This window comes from Paraphotobacterium marinum (assembly GCF_002216855.1).
In the GTDB taxonomy this organism is placed as follows: Bacteria; Pseudomonadota; Gammaproteobacteria; order Enterobacterales; family Vibrionaceae; genus Paraphotobacterium; species Paraphotobacterium marinum.
In genome coordinates this window covers 547,753-563,440 of record NZ_CP022356.1, presented here as the reverse complement: position 1 = coordinate 563,440, position 15,688 = coordinate 547,753, and the positions used below count along the sequence as shown (strand labels likewise).

The following is a 15,688-nucleotide window of genomic DNA, read 5'->3' as shown; positions in this document are numbered from 1 at the left end:
TAAAGCTTATTTTAATTCAAAATTACTCGATGTAGTCTAAAGTCCTTTCAAGCAACGCATATATTTTATTTGTAATCAGTATTGAGTCTAACTCAAGGTTATAAATCATTATGTGTTCAATTTTTATTGAGGTAAAAAGATAGGATGAATTTAGTTAAACTTATAGGGATAGTTAGTCTTGGTGGCTCAATTGAACTTTATGATTTTGTGATTTTTGCATCATTTTCACAACAAATTGGACAAACCTATTTTCCAAATAATAATCCAAACTTAGAAATAGTTTCTGTTTTGATTTTATTTGCTATTGGATATTTAGTCAGGCCAATTGGAGGCGTTTTTTTTAGTCATTTTGGTGACAGGATTGGCCGTAAAAAAGTTTTTATGAACTCTATTTTTTTGATGGGAGTTACAACACTAGCAATGTCTTTGACTCCTTCATTTTCCGCTGTTGGTTGGTTCGGTACTATCACGTTTGTTACCCTTCGAATGATTCAAGGCTTAGCATTGGGAGGAGAAATACCTGGGGCCATTACATATATTGTAGAGCATTCTAAGAAAAGCCCAGGGTTAGCATGTGGTCTTCTGTTCTTATTTAATAATTTAGGAATTCTGGTTGCAAACCTTGTACATTCGTTAAATCTATCAAGTTGGAGAACAGCGTTTTTCCTAGGTGCCGTATTCTCATTTTTAAGTTTTCTATTGAGAAAAAATTTGACAGAAACTTCGGTTTTTCAAATATAAAAGATTTCTATAAAATTCCAATTATTTCCGTTTTTAAATCTCATAAACGCAAAGTGATTTCAGGAATTTTGGTTACTAGTTTAGGTGCTACAATCGTCAGTTTATTATTTATTTCAATGGTGAGTTATTTAAAAAATTTTGGGAATTATAACACTGGTGAAATCACCTATTTAACAACGATAAGTATGATAGCTTATTTGAGCTGTATGGCTCTGATGGGAGCGTTGTCAGATTTTATAGGACGAGTAAAATTTCTTACCATTGGGGTTGTGTTTTTAGCAATATTTATTGTCCCTTTTTACGAACTGATTAATTTACATGGCAATCTTTTATCTATGACAGTAAGCTTTTTTGTTTTAGGGGTTATATCGGGGGTAATTACAGGTACATTCCCAAGTGTTATCGCAGGAATTTTCCCAACAAATATAAGATATACTGGTGTAGCTATATCATTTAATGTTGGGTTTGCTTTTTTTGGTGGCTTATCACCATTGTTTGCTAGCATGTTTAACCCAATTTATTTAGTCTGGCTTTCATGCCTTCTTTGTTTTATTGGATTAAAACTAATCAGTAATGAGTCTAGAATTATAACTTTTGGAAAAGTTATATGAGTTAAGTCCTTAACCGATTGAAAAAATATAATTAGAATATTGAAATAATATTGATGTTAACTTTTTGTAAAAAAAGTTTTATTTTTCTTAAAATAAAACTATAAATAAATATGTGTAATTATGGTTCAGTAGTGAGGTACTTTATGTCAATTATTATTGTTTATCACAGTGGTTATGGACATACTGAAAAACAAGCTCAGGCTGTTGCTGAGGGCTCTAATGGAGTTCTTGTGAAAATTAACCAAGAAGGAGAGCTTTCGGAAAAAGATTGGAGTCTACTAGACAATGCCACCGCAATTATTTTTGGTAGTCCAACCTATATGGGAATGGTTTCCTGGCAGTTTAAAAAATTTGCAGATGCTTCAAGTAAACGCTGGTTTAACATGGACTGGAAAGATAAAATTGCAGCTGGTTTTACGAATTCAGGTTCCATGAATGGAGATAAAGGAATGACTATTTCTTATTTAATCACATTAGCCATGCAACATGGTATGGTTTGGATGGGAACTGCCTTGATGCCTGCGAACCAAAAGGATTCAAAAAGGGATGATATCAATTATCTTGGCGGTTTTTCTGGTTTATTAGCACAAAGTCCAGCAGATGCTTCAGCTGAAGAAGCGCCATCCATTGGCGATCTTGAAACTGCTAGAATGTTCGGAAAAAGAATAGCAGCATACATTAGAAGTTAGCTTATGATAAAGCTCGTATTAACTAACTAGAACATTTTCTAAGTGATGAGGTAATCGAGCTAAGTCTTTTTCTATACTTGGATTTTTGTAAACATCATGCATAACAAATGTTTGAAGAGGCTTCATGCCAAAAAACTTAAAATTAAGATGAACTGGCCAATATAAATCATCGACACTTTTTCCTTCAAAAAAAGGTTCTGACGAATTGAAAGCTGATTCTGGTGCATTCATAGTAACGCTTAGCATATAATGCGTATTGGATCTTAGGCCACCCATACCATAAAATGCATTTTCATCGCTTCTTGTTCGACCGTCATGATCACAAAGCTCTCCATCAATTCCACCAGTATAAACTTGATCCATGTAATTTTTAAAGGCAGCAGGTACACTCATCCAATACAGAGGAGCTTGAACAAAAATTAAATCAGCCCACATATGCTTAGCAACTTCTTCCTTTACATCAAACTCTTGGGCTGCGACTGAATGTTTTATTTCAAATCCTTTCTCTTTGAAAAATGAATCGGCTAAGTCAATAATTTTGTTGTTTAGATCTCCTTGAGCAAAATCACCGAATTTCTCGTGTCCATTTATGATTAATACTTTTTTCATACTAATGTACCTTTTACTGTTGTTACAATTATTGCTATTTAAAAATATTATAATGATTTGAAGGATGCCTGATAAGTGACAAGAATGGGAATGACTATCCCAATTTTAATATTCATAAATTTTAGATGATTGAATCATGTAACCTAAAGAATCGAAATGAAGATTTGAAGACCAATAGGTCACTGTATGAAAAAACAGAAATGTATGTTAAATATTTGGGTTTTAATTTCTTTCTAATAGCACCGGTCCCGGTCCTTCATTTTCCAGTTGATCGTCTTTATTGTACATAGGACAGCTTTTCATTGATAGACAGCCGCAGCCTATGCAACCAGTAAGGCGATCTCTAACACGTTCCATATAGGCTATACGTTGGTTGAGACTTTCTCGCCACTTTGTAGCAAGTACTTCCCAATCTTCCGCTGAAGGCACACGTTCATCGGGGAGAGAAGCAAAGGCTTGCTTGATTTCCTCTAACGTTATTCCCATTTTTTGTGCAGCTTTGATTACGGATACGCGCCGAAGCACTTCTTTTTGATATCGTCTTTGATTACCAGCGTTACGGCTACTGTAAATCAACCCTTTTTTTTCATAAAAATGTAAAGTGCTTACCTTAATGCCGCAACGTTTTGCAACTTCTCCAACTGTCCAAGCCATTTTATTCTTCAAAATAAGTCTCCTATAAACATTTTAAATTATATTGAAAAAAACTCTTTACCTCAACTTAAGTTTAGGTTTTATTATGCTAAATGTTGGCTTGGATAAAGGAATAAGGAGAACAGTATGATCCAGCTTGAGCATGTAAATTTAGTAGTAAAAGATATCCCAGAAATGCTGAAATTTTACCAAGCAGCTTTTCCACATTGGTATGTAAGGGATGAAGGAAAAGGAGAGTGGTCAGGAAAGCAACGGACTTGGCTACATTTTGGTAATGAATACCAATATATTGCACTTAGCGATCATGGTGAGGGAGAAAACCGAGATATAAAAGGTCATCAAGTAGGTTTGGCGCATTTCGCTTATGTAACAAATAATATTGATGCTGTAATAGAAAGGCTAAAACAAGCAGGGTTTACAATTTCTCAATACGGAACTAAAGACTCTTACCGAAAAAATGTATATTTTCTTGATCCTGCTGGATTTGAAGTGGAGTTTGTTGAGTATTTTAGTGATGATCCTAAGCTACGTAATCTTTCGAGCTAATCATATGAAATATAGTCGATAAACTATAGGGATATAAACAGTGCTACATGTAAAAATGAAAAGTATACCGCTGTTTATAAAAATTAAGCTGTTCATTAATTAAGGCAAAAAAATTAAGTGGCACTTAAGTTTATAATGCTAAATTTGAGTGGTTTGATTTGGAGATTGTAATTTATTTTTAGCTAACAAATATGTTGGCCTATGCGCCTCAATTGGTATCGGAAGAGCCATAGCTAAATTTTTAAAGTTTAATATTGTATTTATCAGTTAGATAACAAGGAATTATTTTATGACAAAAAACATTTTAGTTATATCTTTTCATCCTAATTTAAGTGAATCTCATGCTAACATAACCATTATTAATAGTTTTAGGAAGATTGAAAATGTGAATTTTAGTATCGTATCTGATATTGATTTAGATGATAAAGAGTCAATTAATTTGATTAAAAAGGAATTACTTACTTACAATGATATTATTTTATTATTTCCTTTTTACTGGTATTCAGCCCCATACTTATTACAGAAATGGTTTGAAAAGGTTCTCACTAAAGATTTTGCTTACAGTACTAATTTTTTATTAAAAAATAAAAAATTTAATCTAATTGTAACTGCAGGTGGAAGTGAACAAGATTTTAGTTCAACAGGAAAAAACAAATATAGTGTAGAATATTTTTTATGTCCAATATATTCAACTATAGAATATATAAAGGCCAAACACACTGGTACGCATGTTTTGTATAATGCGCACGGACTAACCCAAGAAAAAGTAGATGATATTATAAAAGATATCATTTTATAAATATAAATGTTTTATAATATTTCTTGTTTTAAGTGCTACCGCATACCGTTATATTGATACCTCTAACGTAATTGATATTAATCTAACTAAATTTGTCAGTTTCATTAGTTTATGGGTGACAAGATATATAAAATACCCTCAACGATTTGAGGGATTTAAAAATGAATATAAATATAAGGATAATGAAAAAAATCTAACACTTAAATAAGTGTGTTTCATGTTTTTTAATCAATAACAGATGCGCTATAGTTTAATAATTCATTTGTGCGATGACGATCCATCATTTTGTTGATTAAATTTTTCTGACTTCCATGCATCTCAATTTCATTGATCATTTTTTCAGCTGCATACATCATTGTTCTTTCGATACTTCTGGGATAAAGTGCCATGGAAACGCCAGCTCTTTCAAGATCAGAATCTTTAAGTAGAGGAGTACAACCAAATTCAGTTATATTTGCAAGTACAGGTACTGGACCTAACTCTTTGCAGAATAGGGTATATTCATCTAAAGTTTTTAGGGACTCGACAAAAATCATCTCAGCACCATTCTCAATATAACTCTTAGCTCTTTCTATAGTCTTATTTAATCCTTCTATTGCATAAGCATCGGTCCGAGCCATAATAACTAAATCTTTGTCATCTGGTATGCTTGTAAATGCATAGTTAACTCTCTCACACATCTCACTTTTAGACACAACTTGTTTTCCTTGAAGGTGTCCACATCTTTTAAATTGTATGTTTTGGTCTTCAATGTGTACAGCTGCAACATTAATTTTAGTCATCCGAGATATAACACCGGATAGATCATTGAATCCAGTATCAATATCAACAAGTAATGGTAATTTGGATTTTTGAGTAATTGATTGAGCTGCCTCTAAAACATCGTTCATAGAAACAAGGCCTGTATCTGTTACGCCATGTAAAAAATTTGAAACACTTGCCCCTGATAGATAAATGGCTTTAGCATTCATATTTTCAGCTAATATGGCACACAATGGTGTAGGGGTCCCAATAATTTTTAAAATATTTTTATTAGAAGCTAGCTTTCTAAATAATTCACTTTTTTTCATAATTTGGGTACTCTTTTTTATTGATTATGTTATTGATTTTAAGGTGTTATAGCTATGACTATCAATCAATAAAAATTTACAAAGTTGTTAGTTTATTTAAACTAGAAACTAATTTTAGCTATATAAATTAGAAGTGAAAAATCTTTAGTGAAATTGATACTTGAAGGATGTTTATAAATATACTTTACTATTAAAAATGTATTAATACATCATCTATTTTTTAAACAACCAAACTGTATCTATAATATTAAATAGGTTAAATTTTTTTGGATATCATATAAGTTAAAAAAATTGAGCATGATCCAAAATTATTTTAATTAAAATATATCCCTAAGTTAAGAGTCCATCTCTAAATTTAAATAATTTTTAATATGAACGGAAGGACTAAAATAGTTTCAGCTTTAAAAAATAGGTAATATATAAATTTAATTGTGTTAGCTTAAAGCGCGAATTAAATTCATTTTTCTTGTTTCTTCAATTAATTTTATTTTATTTTTTGGTATTAAATAATAGGCTATTAATCCAGTAACATTTAGAAAATAAACAAACCCAATTAGCCCATATTGTGGAGATAATTTAACAAATATACCCGCTAACATAGGCGCAAACCCAGATATGGCGACCCCTAAACCATAAGAGATAGAGCATCCGGAAGCACGAACTGTTTTTGGGAAAATTTCTGTATATAGAGGTGTTGCAACGCCTTGAACCACAGCCGTTGATAAAGCAAGAATAAATGTTGCTGTGATAATGTTCATTGGCGTAGGGTTATATAATAATACAAATCCTGGTACAGTTGTCACGGACAAGGTAAGTAATCCAAAGCAAAGCGACTTCTTTCGCCCAAAATAATCTGAAAAAAGCCCAGAAAGGGGAACAAAAACGCATATAATAACCAAACTTAAAATGTTATAGCCAAAAGATTCACTTTCAGATAAATGCAAATGAATAGTCATATATGTAACGAGATAAGTGATGATTACATAAAAAAGTGCACCAGTAACTGCAGCTAAAAGCGTAATACAAACCATGCTTTGTGTATGCTCTTTGAAACAAATAAGTACAGGAGATTTTTTGGCTCTGTTATTAGACAAAATATTTATTTTAGAATCTTTTTCCTTAAACATTAGTTGGAGGATTAATAAAATAAAGCTTAATATGAAAGGAATTCTCCAGGCAATATTTTGATATTCATTTGGTATTAATTTTGTCACAAAATAACTGACTGATACCGCGAGAAGAAATCCTAAAGATGAAACTGAGAAAGCAATGCCAGAATTCAACCCTTTAAATTTAAAAGATTTATCTTCAGTGGTAATTGTTAATAAATTACCATACTGACCTCCAAGGGAGAGCCCTTGCAACAACCTTAAAAAAGCTAATGAAATGGGTGCCAAAATACCAATAGATGCATAACTTGGTAAAAGTCCGATCAATGTTGTCGCAATTCCCATCAATAATATAGATAGGTTCATTGCATAATGTCTTCCCACTTGATCGCCAAGATACCCAAATATTATTGCACCTACAGGTCTAGCTAAAAAGCCGACACCAAAAACAGCAAATGTTGCTAATAATGAAATGAAAGTACTATGTAGTGAAAAAAAAACTTTAGAAATTTCTATTGCAAAATAGGCATATAAACAAAAGTCATACCACTCAATAATATTTCCTAAAGATATTTTAATTAATTTAAACGAATCTGTTCTCATAAAATATACACATTATGATTTAATGAAAATAAAACCTTCTGTAAAAGAATAGTTAGCATACTATAACTATTCATTTCTGCTTAAAAAAATAGAGCCTCACAAGATGTAAATTCATTAATAGCTATATTAAAGATAAAATACAGCCGATAAAAAAATCGGGTTTTTTCATAGTAAGATTTAAAACTTACACTTATTAATAAAAATAAACTGAAAGGGATTTAACCTTGCTCAGTTTATGTTTTTTAAATTAGTATCAAATACCCCATAAAATATTTTAGGATTTAAGTACTGTTATTATACTGGGTATTGTCTTGAAACAATTTGTCCAATTAATCTTACATCTAAAGGCTCATGAGTTTTCATGTCTACCCAAACTCTCTCATCATTTATCGTCTTTGACTCAACAACCCATAGGCTTAAGTCTATATCACGGGCTAAATATTGATGGTTAGTCTCTAGTTTTAATGCACTTTCACTTTTAATATCGGGATCAATTAATAACAATGTTTCTTTCGGAAATGAAATCGTATAATCATTAGTATCCCATTTTATAAAAAATGCATTGTCTAACCCTTCATCAGATTGAATATAATTTACTCGCTTAATATTAAGATAGGGCTTGATTTCATGATAATTAATTGCCATTTTAGAATTTAAAAGAGGGTAATGAAATATTGGTGTTTCGACTTTAACTTGTTGAATAATATCTAAAATCGAAATAGGAACCTCTTTGCTTATTAATGACTCCCTTGTAATACCAAAGAAATTGGCGGCTCTCTCTGCGATATTTTCTGATAGGTTTATAGTCTTTCCTAAAAGTAGATTATTGTATGAGGCAACAGATAATCCTAATTTTTTAGCAATTACATTTTGTTTACTAATACCAAGCTCAGAAAACAAAATAATAATTTTTTGTAAGGTCGATAGCTTTGGATCTATATAATCTACAGGGTTTTTATATAGAATTTCTCTGTAATTGAGATTCAAGTAATCAGAAACTTCTTTAATAATGCTAAAATCAATTTTTGATTTTTTTGAGTTTGGCATAAAAGTTTTTTGATAGACCGATTTACTGCGACTCAAGTTTTGACCTAAATCCTTGTAGGTTATTTTCTGACGAATTAATTCCGTTCTTATTTTTTTTAAGATAAGATAATTTGTTCGAAAATGTCGTGAGATTATTGATAATTCCATTGTTACTCAATTTTTATAGCTAGATAATAAAATAATGACCTATAATATATTACAAAAGTTATTTTATTGTTATAAAAATATCAATTTTTTATATTTTTTTTAATATTTTCATTTTTAATTAAAAGATTACATCATTCAATATTTACCATAAAAAGAAGATTTTCCACAAAATAGTGTTGAATATACTACATTATGAATATAGTTCATTAAATTTTGAGTGATAATATTATGATTAAATTATTATTTTTATTCTCTTCAATATTTATAATCATAAGTTGTGGTGGAGATGATTCTAATCAAGATGATACACAATCCTCTAAAGTGGTTTTTCCAGCTACTTATCAAACTACTAATTTCTTTTACTCTGATAATATCCCCATTCTGGTTCATAAAGTAAACTCAGTAAATAATGGAGATGGGACACTGAAAATTTTTTATGAAAAGCCTACAGAAAATGAAGTAAAGAATCTTTTGAGAATTGAGTTAATAAATTTACCCTTTGAATTTAGAGGGTGTAGAAATATGAATGATAATGAGTTGGCTTTTTTTAGACCTGACGTAGATGGATTTCAGAAAAAAACACTTCAAGAAATAAAAAGCTATAATTTTATATTGTGTGTCATTACAGTACCCATTAATAATCAGCTTACCTACACAGGTGTACAAACATTTTCAAAAATATTAACAAGCAATAATTCTTTAAATGTAATAAATGATGTATTCATTAATTCATTGTCTTTTCCAGCAGACCTTCTTGATGTAGCAAATACAGCTAGTAATAATGGCACGACCACACTGAAATTTACTGAGAATAACGTTACGCTGTCTAATACAAAGCAGAACCTATTCTTTGTAAACAATATTGGAGAAAGCTCTGACGATTTTTCTAAATTATCCATTACATTTTTTGAAGGGTATAATCTAGGAAATGGTTTAGGTGCACCAACAGTGTTTTGTGGTAATGAAGAATATCAATTTAGAGTTGGATCGTTGTCGCCTAATAATTTATCTTATGATTTGAGGGTTCCATGTAATGATATACCTTATTTTTCACAATTTGGTCAAAAGTGTACGAAAGGGAATACTCAAGGTCTTTGCGCTCCTTTTTTGCTAGAATTCTAACCTAACGCCATTCAAATACAACTTAAAAAGATACAAGAATTAAATAAATTTTTGTATCTTTAATTTTTAGTTGCTATTATTTTTATGATTGTATGTGATATCTCTTATTTGTTAGGCCGCTAAATGTTTGACTTGTTTTGGATATAACAACAAGCTTACTAAAGCGATTATGGAGATTAATACGTAATAGAAAGCAGGCATTAAAAGGTTTCCTGTTTCTGATATAAAGTAAAAGATCAGCATGGGTGCAAGACCACCTGTAGTTGCAAAGCTTAAATTATAGATTAATCCTACGCCAGTATATCGTAATTCAGTAGGGAAGAGCTCAGTCAATACCGATGGGATCACAGCAACTGATATACCGAAAGAGAATATACAAAAAACACAATAACTGACCAAAGTTAATTCATTAGTAACTAGTCTTGAAAATATAGTATATGTTAAAAGTATGGAAATAATAGCCGCAGCCAAAATTAAATATTTTTTATTGATTTTATCGCCTAAAAACCCAAAACAGATACTGGCTAAAGTTACTATAAATAAAACAAGTGTATTGATTAAAAAAATTGTGTTGCTAGAAATTTCAACTAGATTTCCATATGAAGGCATAATTAAAAAGAAGACCATTATACCACTCGAAACAAGCCCCATGAGAGCCCAGCCCATGAATATCTCTTTTGGATGCTTTTTTAATACATCTAAAAATGGATATTTTGTTTTGTGATCTTCAATTGCAAGATAGGATGGTGTTTCGTGAATTTTTTTTCGAAGATATCCACCCCAAATACCAAATACCCCTCCTAAAATAAAAGCAATACGCCAACCAAAACTGTTCACTTGTTCAACTGTAAATGCCTTATTAATAACAATGCTTGTTAATTGACCTAGTATGATGCCGAGAACAAGACCAAAGAATACAATAGAGCAGGCTAATGTTTTTCGCTTAACAATACTTTCTGAGACAAAGGTTAGGGCACCTGGTATTTCACCACCGATTGATGCGCCTTGAATCAATCTTAAAATGGTTAGGAGTATTGGTGCAAAAATACCAATACTTGCATAAGATGGAATGAAAGCAATGAATAATGTGCTAAATGCCATCATGATGATTGAAATCGAAAAAGTTTTTTTTCTACCAAACTTATCCCCAAAATGGCCATAAATTAAACCGCCAACTGGTCGAATAATGTAACCTGCCGCAAATATTGTGAAAGTCAATAAAAGAGCGGATATGGAACTATGATTTGGAAAAAAGGTAGTACTAATAATTTTCGAAAAAATAGCGAAAATTATAAAATCATAAAACTCTAATATCCCGCCTAAAGTGGAATATATAATGTGCTTATTCATGTTGCTCTGTTTCCTTTTATTAGAGTTGTAATAAAAAATCCATAATTACCATGTTGAATAGGGAAGTGTTATGGCTAATTTCAAATAGAATGATACTCTTTAGTTTATATAAGTACCTGAATATAATCTGAACAATATATAAATGTTATATTTGTAGGAATGCTGGTATTAAAACTAAGAAGTGGATAATATTGATCAATTCATAAAAGCACTCTAATGATAAAAAGTTTATTGCTAGAACTGTTGAAATAAAAGAGAAAGTTGGTGGTTACGGCTTTTACTACTATCCTGACTTTGTTAAGAAAATAAAACAACTCAAGTAAGATATAACAGAGTCTCAAGGTGTTGTTGTCAAAACCCCTATCAGATAAATAACAAAAAAACTGAATGTAGAAAGCAAACAAAGCGAACTTTAAAAAAATATACAATAAAGCTAGCGAACAATTTGCTTTTAACGTTGCAATGCACTTTTATTTAAACATTTATTTGGTATAACCAAAGTAAATGATTAACATATAGGGAGATAAAATAAGAATCTTAAACAGTCCTATCTTCAAGCTCATTGTTACAATATCAAACTTCTCCCTGAAATAAAACTGAGAGGTTCAAAGACAATGAATATAAATAAATAAGGAAATGAAAAAATTCTAACACTTAATTAAGATAATTTAAGTTAATTTCAAAAATAAATTAATATGAGAGAGTGTTTTTTAAACATGTTTAATATCTCTCATTTTATTATAATGTTAAAGTTATCTTTTATATGTGAAGCCTTAATTAAAAGACGCTTCTGGTATAAGGTAGTCGATTTAAAACAATACCTAAAATAAAAGAACATATGGTTGCCATAGCTCCAATAAATAATGTAACAGCCCAAGGATTCCATGATACAGCGGATTCAGCATACTTAAACAGGATATTTAAAAATATAGACTGAACCAAATATGCTGGAAATGATGCTCTTGCTAAAATTTGAGTGAATGTATTTGAACGGTTAAAATAAGTTTTAAATACATATATGATAAATAAACACATTCCGATTGCACAGCCTGTGTGTAGAGGAATATAATAAAAACTTCCGACAGTCATTCCAGGAAACAAACTCCAACTAAATGAAATACAAATTAAAAATAAAACTAAACCAAAAAAACCATAAGTTTTGTCTATTTTGTAGACCCATTGATTTTTATAACATTGAATACCAATAATAAAAGCAGCAATATATGTTGGTAAATAGTACATAAGATGAATCCCAAGAAAATCATCACCTAAAACAGACATTAAACCCATTGCTAAACAATTGAAGGGGATCATGAATATACAGAACAAAATGATTGTTACAAATGATGGTAAAGGTTTATTTGGTTTATTTTGTATAGCTTCTTTATTTGTAAAATAACTCCAAATTAATGTCATGACTAGAAGGACCCAACAAAACCATGCCACATTTAAAAATTGTCCCCATTGCAAATCAAATAAAGGCTTCAAACCATGAGTTATTTCATTAATATATAATTGAAAAATACTTTTCTGCCCCCAATTATTTATAATATCCGGGATCTGATTAACTGCAAAAATTACAAGAAGAATACCAGAACCCAAACGAACAATTTTATCTTTATTAAATTCTTTTTTACCTTTTTTTAAAAAAGAGGGGATAACAAAAAAAGCAGATACAAAAAAGAATAATTCCATAAAATAGCTTGAATTAAATTCAATTACATAGTTAAAGGCATTACTATACTTTGGGTAAACTTCTTGAAAATGTACGAATGAATGAAAATTTATAACTATAATCGCTAAAATCCACTTTATATTGTCAAAATAATCGAGTCGATTGGTATTAAAATTTTGCATCAGTTGAATCCTTTATTAAAAATAGGTCTCAAGTATATGATTTTTCAAATTAAAGCCATATGAATTTGGGATATGATTCACTTTTAAGGTGTATATTTATAGTCTGGGATGAAAGTTGTATTATATGGGACGTATAATTATGTATGGTTTTAGGTAAACTCTGAAACTAAAATGTATCAAGTTCTTTTTTTTTCCACAATACTTTAAAATCATTAAAATAAGTTTTAGAAATAATTAGTTTAGAGCCATCTTCCATTATCAGAAAGTGCTTTCTTTGATCAGTATCATACTTGAAAGATTTGATTGAATAGATGTTGACTATAACGGAACGATGAATTTGACAGAAATGATCAGAAAGTATTGATTTTATTCCTTTTAAAGAAGAACGAACTGGAAATAACCCATTAACCCCAGTTAGCTCCATATAATTACTTGCAGCTTTAATAAAAAAAATATCATCATGTTTTACAAAATAAGTTTGGTTATTTTTTACTACTTCGAAATAATTTTTATTTGGTTGTATTTTTTTTTCATCAAAGAATTTGGATTCTTCAGAAACTTGAATTCCTTGATTGTTAGTCTCTTTTTTATTGTTTGGGTTTGATTGCATTAAATGAACATTTTTTGTTAATAAAATATATACCTCAGCCCAAAAGCGTGTGGCATAAATATAAGCAATAATTATAGTTATTAAATTTAGGTTAACAAAGACCTCATATAAGAAATGTAAACCTTTTAAGTTTCCGTAGAGTAACAAATTTCTTATCATTAGTAATAAAAAACGAATGATATAGCAAATAAAAAGACAAATTATAAATTGAATCCATGTTTGCCATTTTAAAAATGATTTTTTGGGTTGGAGAAAAACAATGTCTATAAAGTACAAAGCTATGATGTAGGACAACATATTTGAAAAAGTTGCAAATATTTCTCCAGTTAAATTTATTTCATTTCTAAAGTGCAATTGATAACTTTTAAAAAAGGTTGCCAATAAACCTAGGGATTGTGAAAGAATAATGATGAAAACAAAAAAATTTATAAAAGGGTTACTTTGATGTATTTTTTTTAATAATGTAAACATAATTACTTTTAATTAGATTAATATTTTTAGAATTTATTACTAGACAAATTCTAATTCATATAGACAATATAATCGAACTATTTTTTAGGGATTTTATATAGTTTTAACTAGAAAGAGCAATAGTATATTTTGTTATTGTTAAACCTATAATTATTAGCGGATAATCAATCTTTTTAGGATTAAGACGATCATTGATATTGAATATAAAGAATGCCTTTTTTCACAAAAAATGGACCCTATAAATTATTCTAATGAGACCTAGTATGTTGCATCAAATCATACTAAGTGCTCATGAAATTGCTCTATTATCCTTTAATTTTTTAAAGCATACTTTATAAATTTAAGGAAAATTGCAAGTTAAGTATATGTTTAAAGGACGAACTTTAATACTACAGCCATTGGTTATAGTATGACTTTTTTTAGTATTAAAGTCGTAAGCCATTGATGAAAAACTACTTAACAATAAAATAAAACTTATAAAAATTGCCAAAATATAGTCTATTCGTTTCATCATTTTTTTAACTACAAAACAGTCTAACTATTTTGGCTTTTTAGGTCTTCAAAAATTGAGTTGAAGATATGACAAGTTGGCGCATAATTTGACTGCTGATTTTGTTGTACAGAACATATAACATGGTGCACCTTAATATTTTTTAAATTTAACTCACTTGCATTGGCGTTAATTGCAACAACTAATGCTAGCATTGAAAATAGGGTGGCTACGATAGTTTTTAAATTTTTCATAATATGGTTTTATCTGTTTTTGCGACCTTGAAAAAGTGGATTGAATATTTCACAAGTTGAAGCATGATTTAACTGCAGGTTTTCTTTTACAGAGCACTTAACGCCTTGCATCTGAAATGTTTTCATTTTCAATTCAGTGGCATTTGAATGAGTTGCAATCATTAATGCCATCATTGCAAATAAAGTGGCTATAGTATTTTTTAAAATTTTCATAACTTTTTTTCATTCTTAATTTTCTTTATCTATTTTTCCGATTTACGAAAGTTGAGCTGAAGTGGTTTAATAGTTGATTTTCTCCTATAGAGTTTTTTCATCTTACACTTCAAATATTTTAGTATTAGCTCTAACAAATATGGGATAAATCATCTGATTAACATAGTGCTCATTAATAGAATTTTTTTTGTAATATCCGATACAATTTTCTTATGTATCGCCTTTTATATTCTTATTAGAATTTACAAATAAAATTAAAAATAATTTGTTGTAAATTTAATTTAAAGTAATTATAAGAAGTCTAAAAATTTAAAAAAAAGATACAATTTATTAAAAAAAATGGGTACAGAACAAAGGGGGTTTATGAATGATATGTTTTGAAATTTTAAATTTTTTTTCATGATATAAATGAATAAACTAGGCTATTACAAATAAATTAGATACGCCTAAAAAAGAAGAAAAAGTTCAACTCGAACTTACAAGAGTTGAACAAATAAAGGGAATATTTAATTTTGAGTTAAAACTAAATACATGAAAAAAAATATATAATTATTTGTATTATGTACACTTGTTTTATTCTTCTGGTGAACTTTATGTGATAAGTTTAATAAAAGTAATATAAAAAAATATATTTATAAATTTTAAATAATTTTAATATTTTTTAATTTTATAATGATATATACAAGTTCAATAGTA

16 protein-coding genes are annotated in these 15,688 nt (G+C 29.4%); 6 read left to right on the top strand and 10 right to left on the bottom strand.

From position 1 onward, the window contains the following. Positions 1 to 144 precede the first annotated feature (144 nt). The 3 genes from CF386_RS09740 (at position 145) to CF386_RS09730 (ending at position 2,041) form a co-directional block, all read left to right on the top strand. Positions 145 to 741, top strand: coding sequence for an MFS transporter (locus CF386_RS09740; RefSeq protein ID WP_089074245.1), 597 nt, complete (start codon positions 145 to 147; stop codon positions 739 to 741). 68 nt (positions 742 to 809) lie between these two features. Continuing rightward, positions 810 to 1,352 (top strand): MFS transporter, encoded by a 543-nt coding sequence (locus CF386_RS09735; protein ID WP_158522377.1) that lies wholly within the window; start codon positions 810 to 812, stop codon positions 1,350 to 1,352. 143 nt (positions 1,353 to 1,495) lie between these two features. Then, entirely contained in the window at positions 1,496 to 2,041 is a 546-nt protein-coding gene (locus CF386_RS09730; RefSeq protein ID WP_089074243.1) for a flavodoxin family protein, read from the top strand. Positions 2,042 to 2,059: 18 nt separating this feature from the next. On the opposite strand, the gene CF386_RS09725 is transcribed toward CF386_RS09730, so the two are convergent. Further along, entirely contained in the window at positions 2,060 to 2,650 is a 591-nt protein-coding gene (locus CF386_RS09725; protein ID WP_089074242.1) for an NAD(P)H-dependent oxidoreductase, read from the bottom strand. 222 nt (positions 2,651 to 2,872) lie between these two features. Further along, on the bottom strand, positions 2,873 to 3,304 hold the full coding sequence (gene soxR / locus CF386_RS09720; RefSeq protein ID WP_089074784.1) for a redox-sensitive transcriptional activator SoxR: 432 nt from the start codon (positions 3,302 to 3,304) through the stop codon (positions 2,873 to 2,875). A 126-nt stretch (positions 3,305 to 3,430) separates the two neighbouring features. Here soxR and CF386_RS09715 point away from each other — a divergent pair, with 126 nt between their 5' ends. Continuing rightward, positions 3,431 to 3,850: a VOC family protein gene (locus CF386_RS09715; RefSeq protein WP_089074241.1), complete on the top strand. Its 420-nt coding sequence runs from the start codon at positions 3,431 to 3,433 to the stop codon at positions 3,848 to 3,850. Positions 3,851 to 4,139: 289 nt separating this feature from the next. Beyond that, a complete protein-coding gene (locus tag CF386_RS09710; protein ID WP_089074240.1) occupies positions 4,140 to 4,649 on the top strand; it encodes an NAD(P)H-dependent oxidoreductase in 510 nt (169 codons plus the stop codon). Between the two features lie 224 nt (positions 4,650 to 4,873). Here CF386_RS09710 and CF386_RS09705 read toward each other — a convergent pair whose 3' ends face one another. From CF386_RS09705 to CF386_RS09695, 3 genes are all read right to left on the bottom strand, one after another. Continuing rightward, entirely contained in the window at positions 4,874 to 5,719 is an 846-nt protein-coding gene (locus CF386_RS09705) for an isocitrate lyase/phosphoenolpyruvate mutase family protein (RefSeq protein ID WP_089074239.1), read from the bottom strand. A 434-nt stretch (positions 5,720 to 6,153) separates the two neighbouring features. Beyond that, the gene (locus CF386_RS09700; protein WP_089074238.1) at positions 6,154 to 7,431 is read right to left on the bottom strand and encodes an MFS transporter; all 1,278 of its coding nucleotides are present in this window, start codon (positions 7,429 to 7,431) and stop codon (positions 6,154 to 6,156) included. 294 nt (positions 7,432 to 7,725) lie between these two features. Further along, positions 7,726 to 8,625, bottom strand: coding sequence for a hypothetical protein (locus tag CF386_RS09695; protein WP_089074237.1), 900 nt, complete (start codon positions 8,623 to 8,625; stop codon positions 7,726 to 7,728). A gap of 228 nt (positions 8,626 to 8,853) precedes the next feature. Here CF386_RS09695 and CF386_RS09690 point away from each other — a divergent pair, with 228 nt between their 5' ends. Next, the gene (locus CF386_RS09690) at positions 8,854 to 9,747 is read left to right on the top strand and encodes a hypothetical protein (protein ID WP_089074236.1); all 894 of its coding nucleotides are present in this window, start codon (positions 8,854 to 8,856) and stop codon (positions 9,745 to 9,747) included. A 111-nt stretch (positions 9,748 to 9,858) separates the two neighbouring features. Here CF386_RS09690 and CF386_RS09685 read toward each other — a convergent pair whose 3' ends face one another. The 5 genes from CF386_RS09685 to CF386_RS09665 all read right to left on the bottom strand — a co-directional run bounded on the left by CF386_RS09685 (position 9,859) and on the right by CF386_RS09665 (position 14,992). Continuing rightward, on the bottom strand, positions 9,859 to 11,097 hold the full coding sequence (locus CF386_RS09685; RefSeq protein ID WP_089074235.1) for an MFS transporter: 1,239 nt from the start codon (positions 11,095 to 11,097) through the stop codon (positions 9,859 to 9,861). Positions 11,098 to 11,874: 777 nt separating this feature from the next. Further along, on the bottom strand, positions 11,875 to 12,954 hold the full coding sequence (locus tag CF386_RS09680) for an acyltransferase family protein (RefSeq protein ID WP_089074234.1): 1,080 nt from the start codon (positions 12,952 to 12,954) through the stop codon (positions 11,875 to 11,877). A gap of 166 nt (positions 12,955 to 13,120) precedes the next feature. Then, positions 13,121 to 14,035: a LytR/AlgR family response regulator transcription factor gene (locus CF386_RS09675; protein WP_089074233.1), complete on the bottom strand. Its 915-nt coding sequence runs from the start codon at positions 14,033 to 14,035 to the stop codon at positions 13,121 to 13,123. A 534-nt stretch (positions 14,036 to 14,569) separates the two neighbouring features. Next, positions 14,570 to 14,779 carry a hypothetical protein gene (locus CF386_RS09670; protein WP_089074232.1) on the bottom strand — a complete coding sequence of 70 codons (210 nt, stop codon included), beginning with the start codon at positions 14,777 to 14,779 and terminating at the stop codon, positions 14,570 to 14,572. Between the two features lie 9 nt (positions 14,780 to 14,788). Further along, the gene (locus CF386_RS09665) at positions 14,789 to 14,992 is read right to left on the bottom strand and encodes a hypothetical protein (RefSeq protein WP_089074231.1); all 204 of its coding nucleotides are present in this window, start codon (positions 14,990 to 14,992) and stop codon (positions 14,789 to 14,791) included. Between the last annotated feature and the right edge of the window lie 696 nt (positions 14,993 to 15,688).

Excerpts from the sequence above, each read along its gene's own strand:
- CF386_RS09740 (WP_089074245.1), top strand. The coding sequence starts at position 145 with ATGAATTTAGTTAAACTTATAGGGATAGTTAGTCTTGGTGGCTCAATT.
- CF386_RS09730 (WP_089074243.1), top strand. The coding sequence starts at position 1,496 with ATGTCAATTATTATTGTTTATCACAGTGGTTATGGACATACTGAAAAA.
- CF386_RS09725 (WP_089074242.1), bottom strand. The coding sequence starts at position 2,650 with ATGAAAAAAGTATTAATCATAAATGGACACGAGAAATTCGGTGATTTT.
- soxR (WP_089074784.1), bottom strand. The coding sequence starts at position 3,304 with ATGGCTTGGACAGTTGGAGAAGTTGCAAAACGTTGCGGCATTAAGGTA.
- CF386_RS09715 (WP_089074241.1), top strand. The coding sequence starts at position 3,431 with ATGATCCAGCTTGAGCATGTAAATTTAGTAGTAAAAGATATCCCAGAA.
- CF386_RS09710 (WP_089074240.1), top strand. The coding sequence starts at position 4,140 with ATGACAAAAAACATTTTAGTTATATCTTTTCATCCTAATTTAAGTGAA.
- CF386_RS09705 (WP_089074239.1), bottom strand. The coding sequence starts at position 5,719 with ATGAAAAAAAGTGAATTATTTAGAAAGCTAGCTTCTAATAAAAATATT.
- CF386_RS09700 (WP_089074238.1), bottom strand. The coding sequence starts at position 7,431 with ATGAGAACAGATTCGTTTAAATTAATTAAAATATCTTTAGGAAATATT.
- CF386_RS09695 (WP_089074237.1), bottom strand. The coding sequence starts at position 8,625 with ATGGAATTATCAATAATCTCACGACATTTTCGAACAAATTATCTTATC.
- CF386_RS09690 (WP_089074236.1), top strand. The coding sequence starts at position 8,854 with ATGATTAAATTATTATTTTTATTCTCTTCAATATTTATAATCATAAGT.
- CF386_RS09685 (WP_089074235.1), bottom strand. The coding sequence starts at position 11,097 with ATGAATAAGCACATTATATATTCCACTTTAGGCGGGATATTAGAGTTT.
- CF386_RS09680 (WP_089074234.1), bottom strand. The coding sequence starts at position 12,954 with ATGCAAAATTTTAATACCAATCGACTCGATTATTTTGACAATATAAAG.
- CF386_RS09675 (WP_089074233.1), bottom strand. The coding sequence starts at position 14,035 with ATGTTTACATTATTAAAAAAAATACATCAAAGTAACCCTTTTATAAAT.
- CF386_RS09670 (WP_089074232.1), bottom strand. The coding sequence starts at position 14,779 with ATGAAAAATTTAAAAACTATCGTAGCCACCCTATTTTCAATGCTAGCA.
- CF386_RS09665 (WP_089074231.1), bottom strand. The coding sequence starts at position 14,992 with ATGAAAATTTTAAAAAATACTATAGCCACTTTATTTGCAATGATGGCA.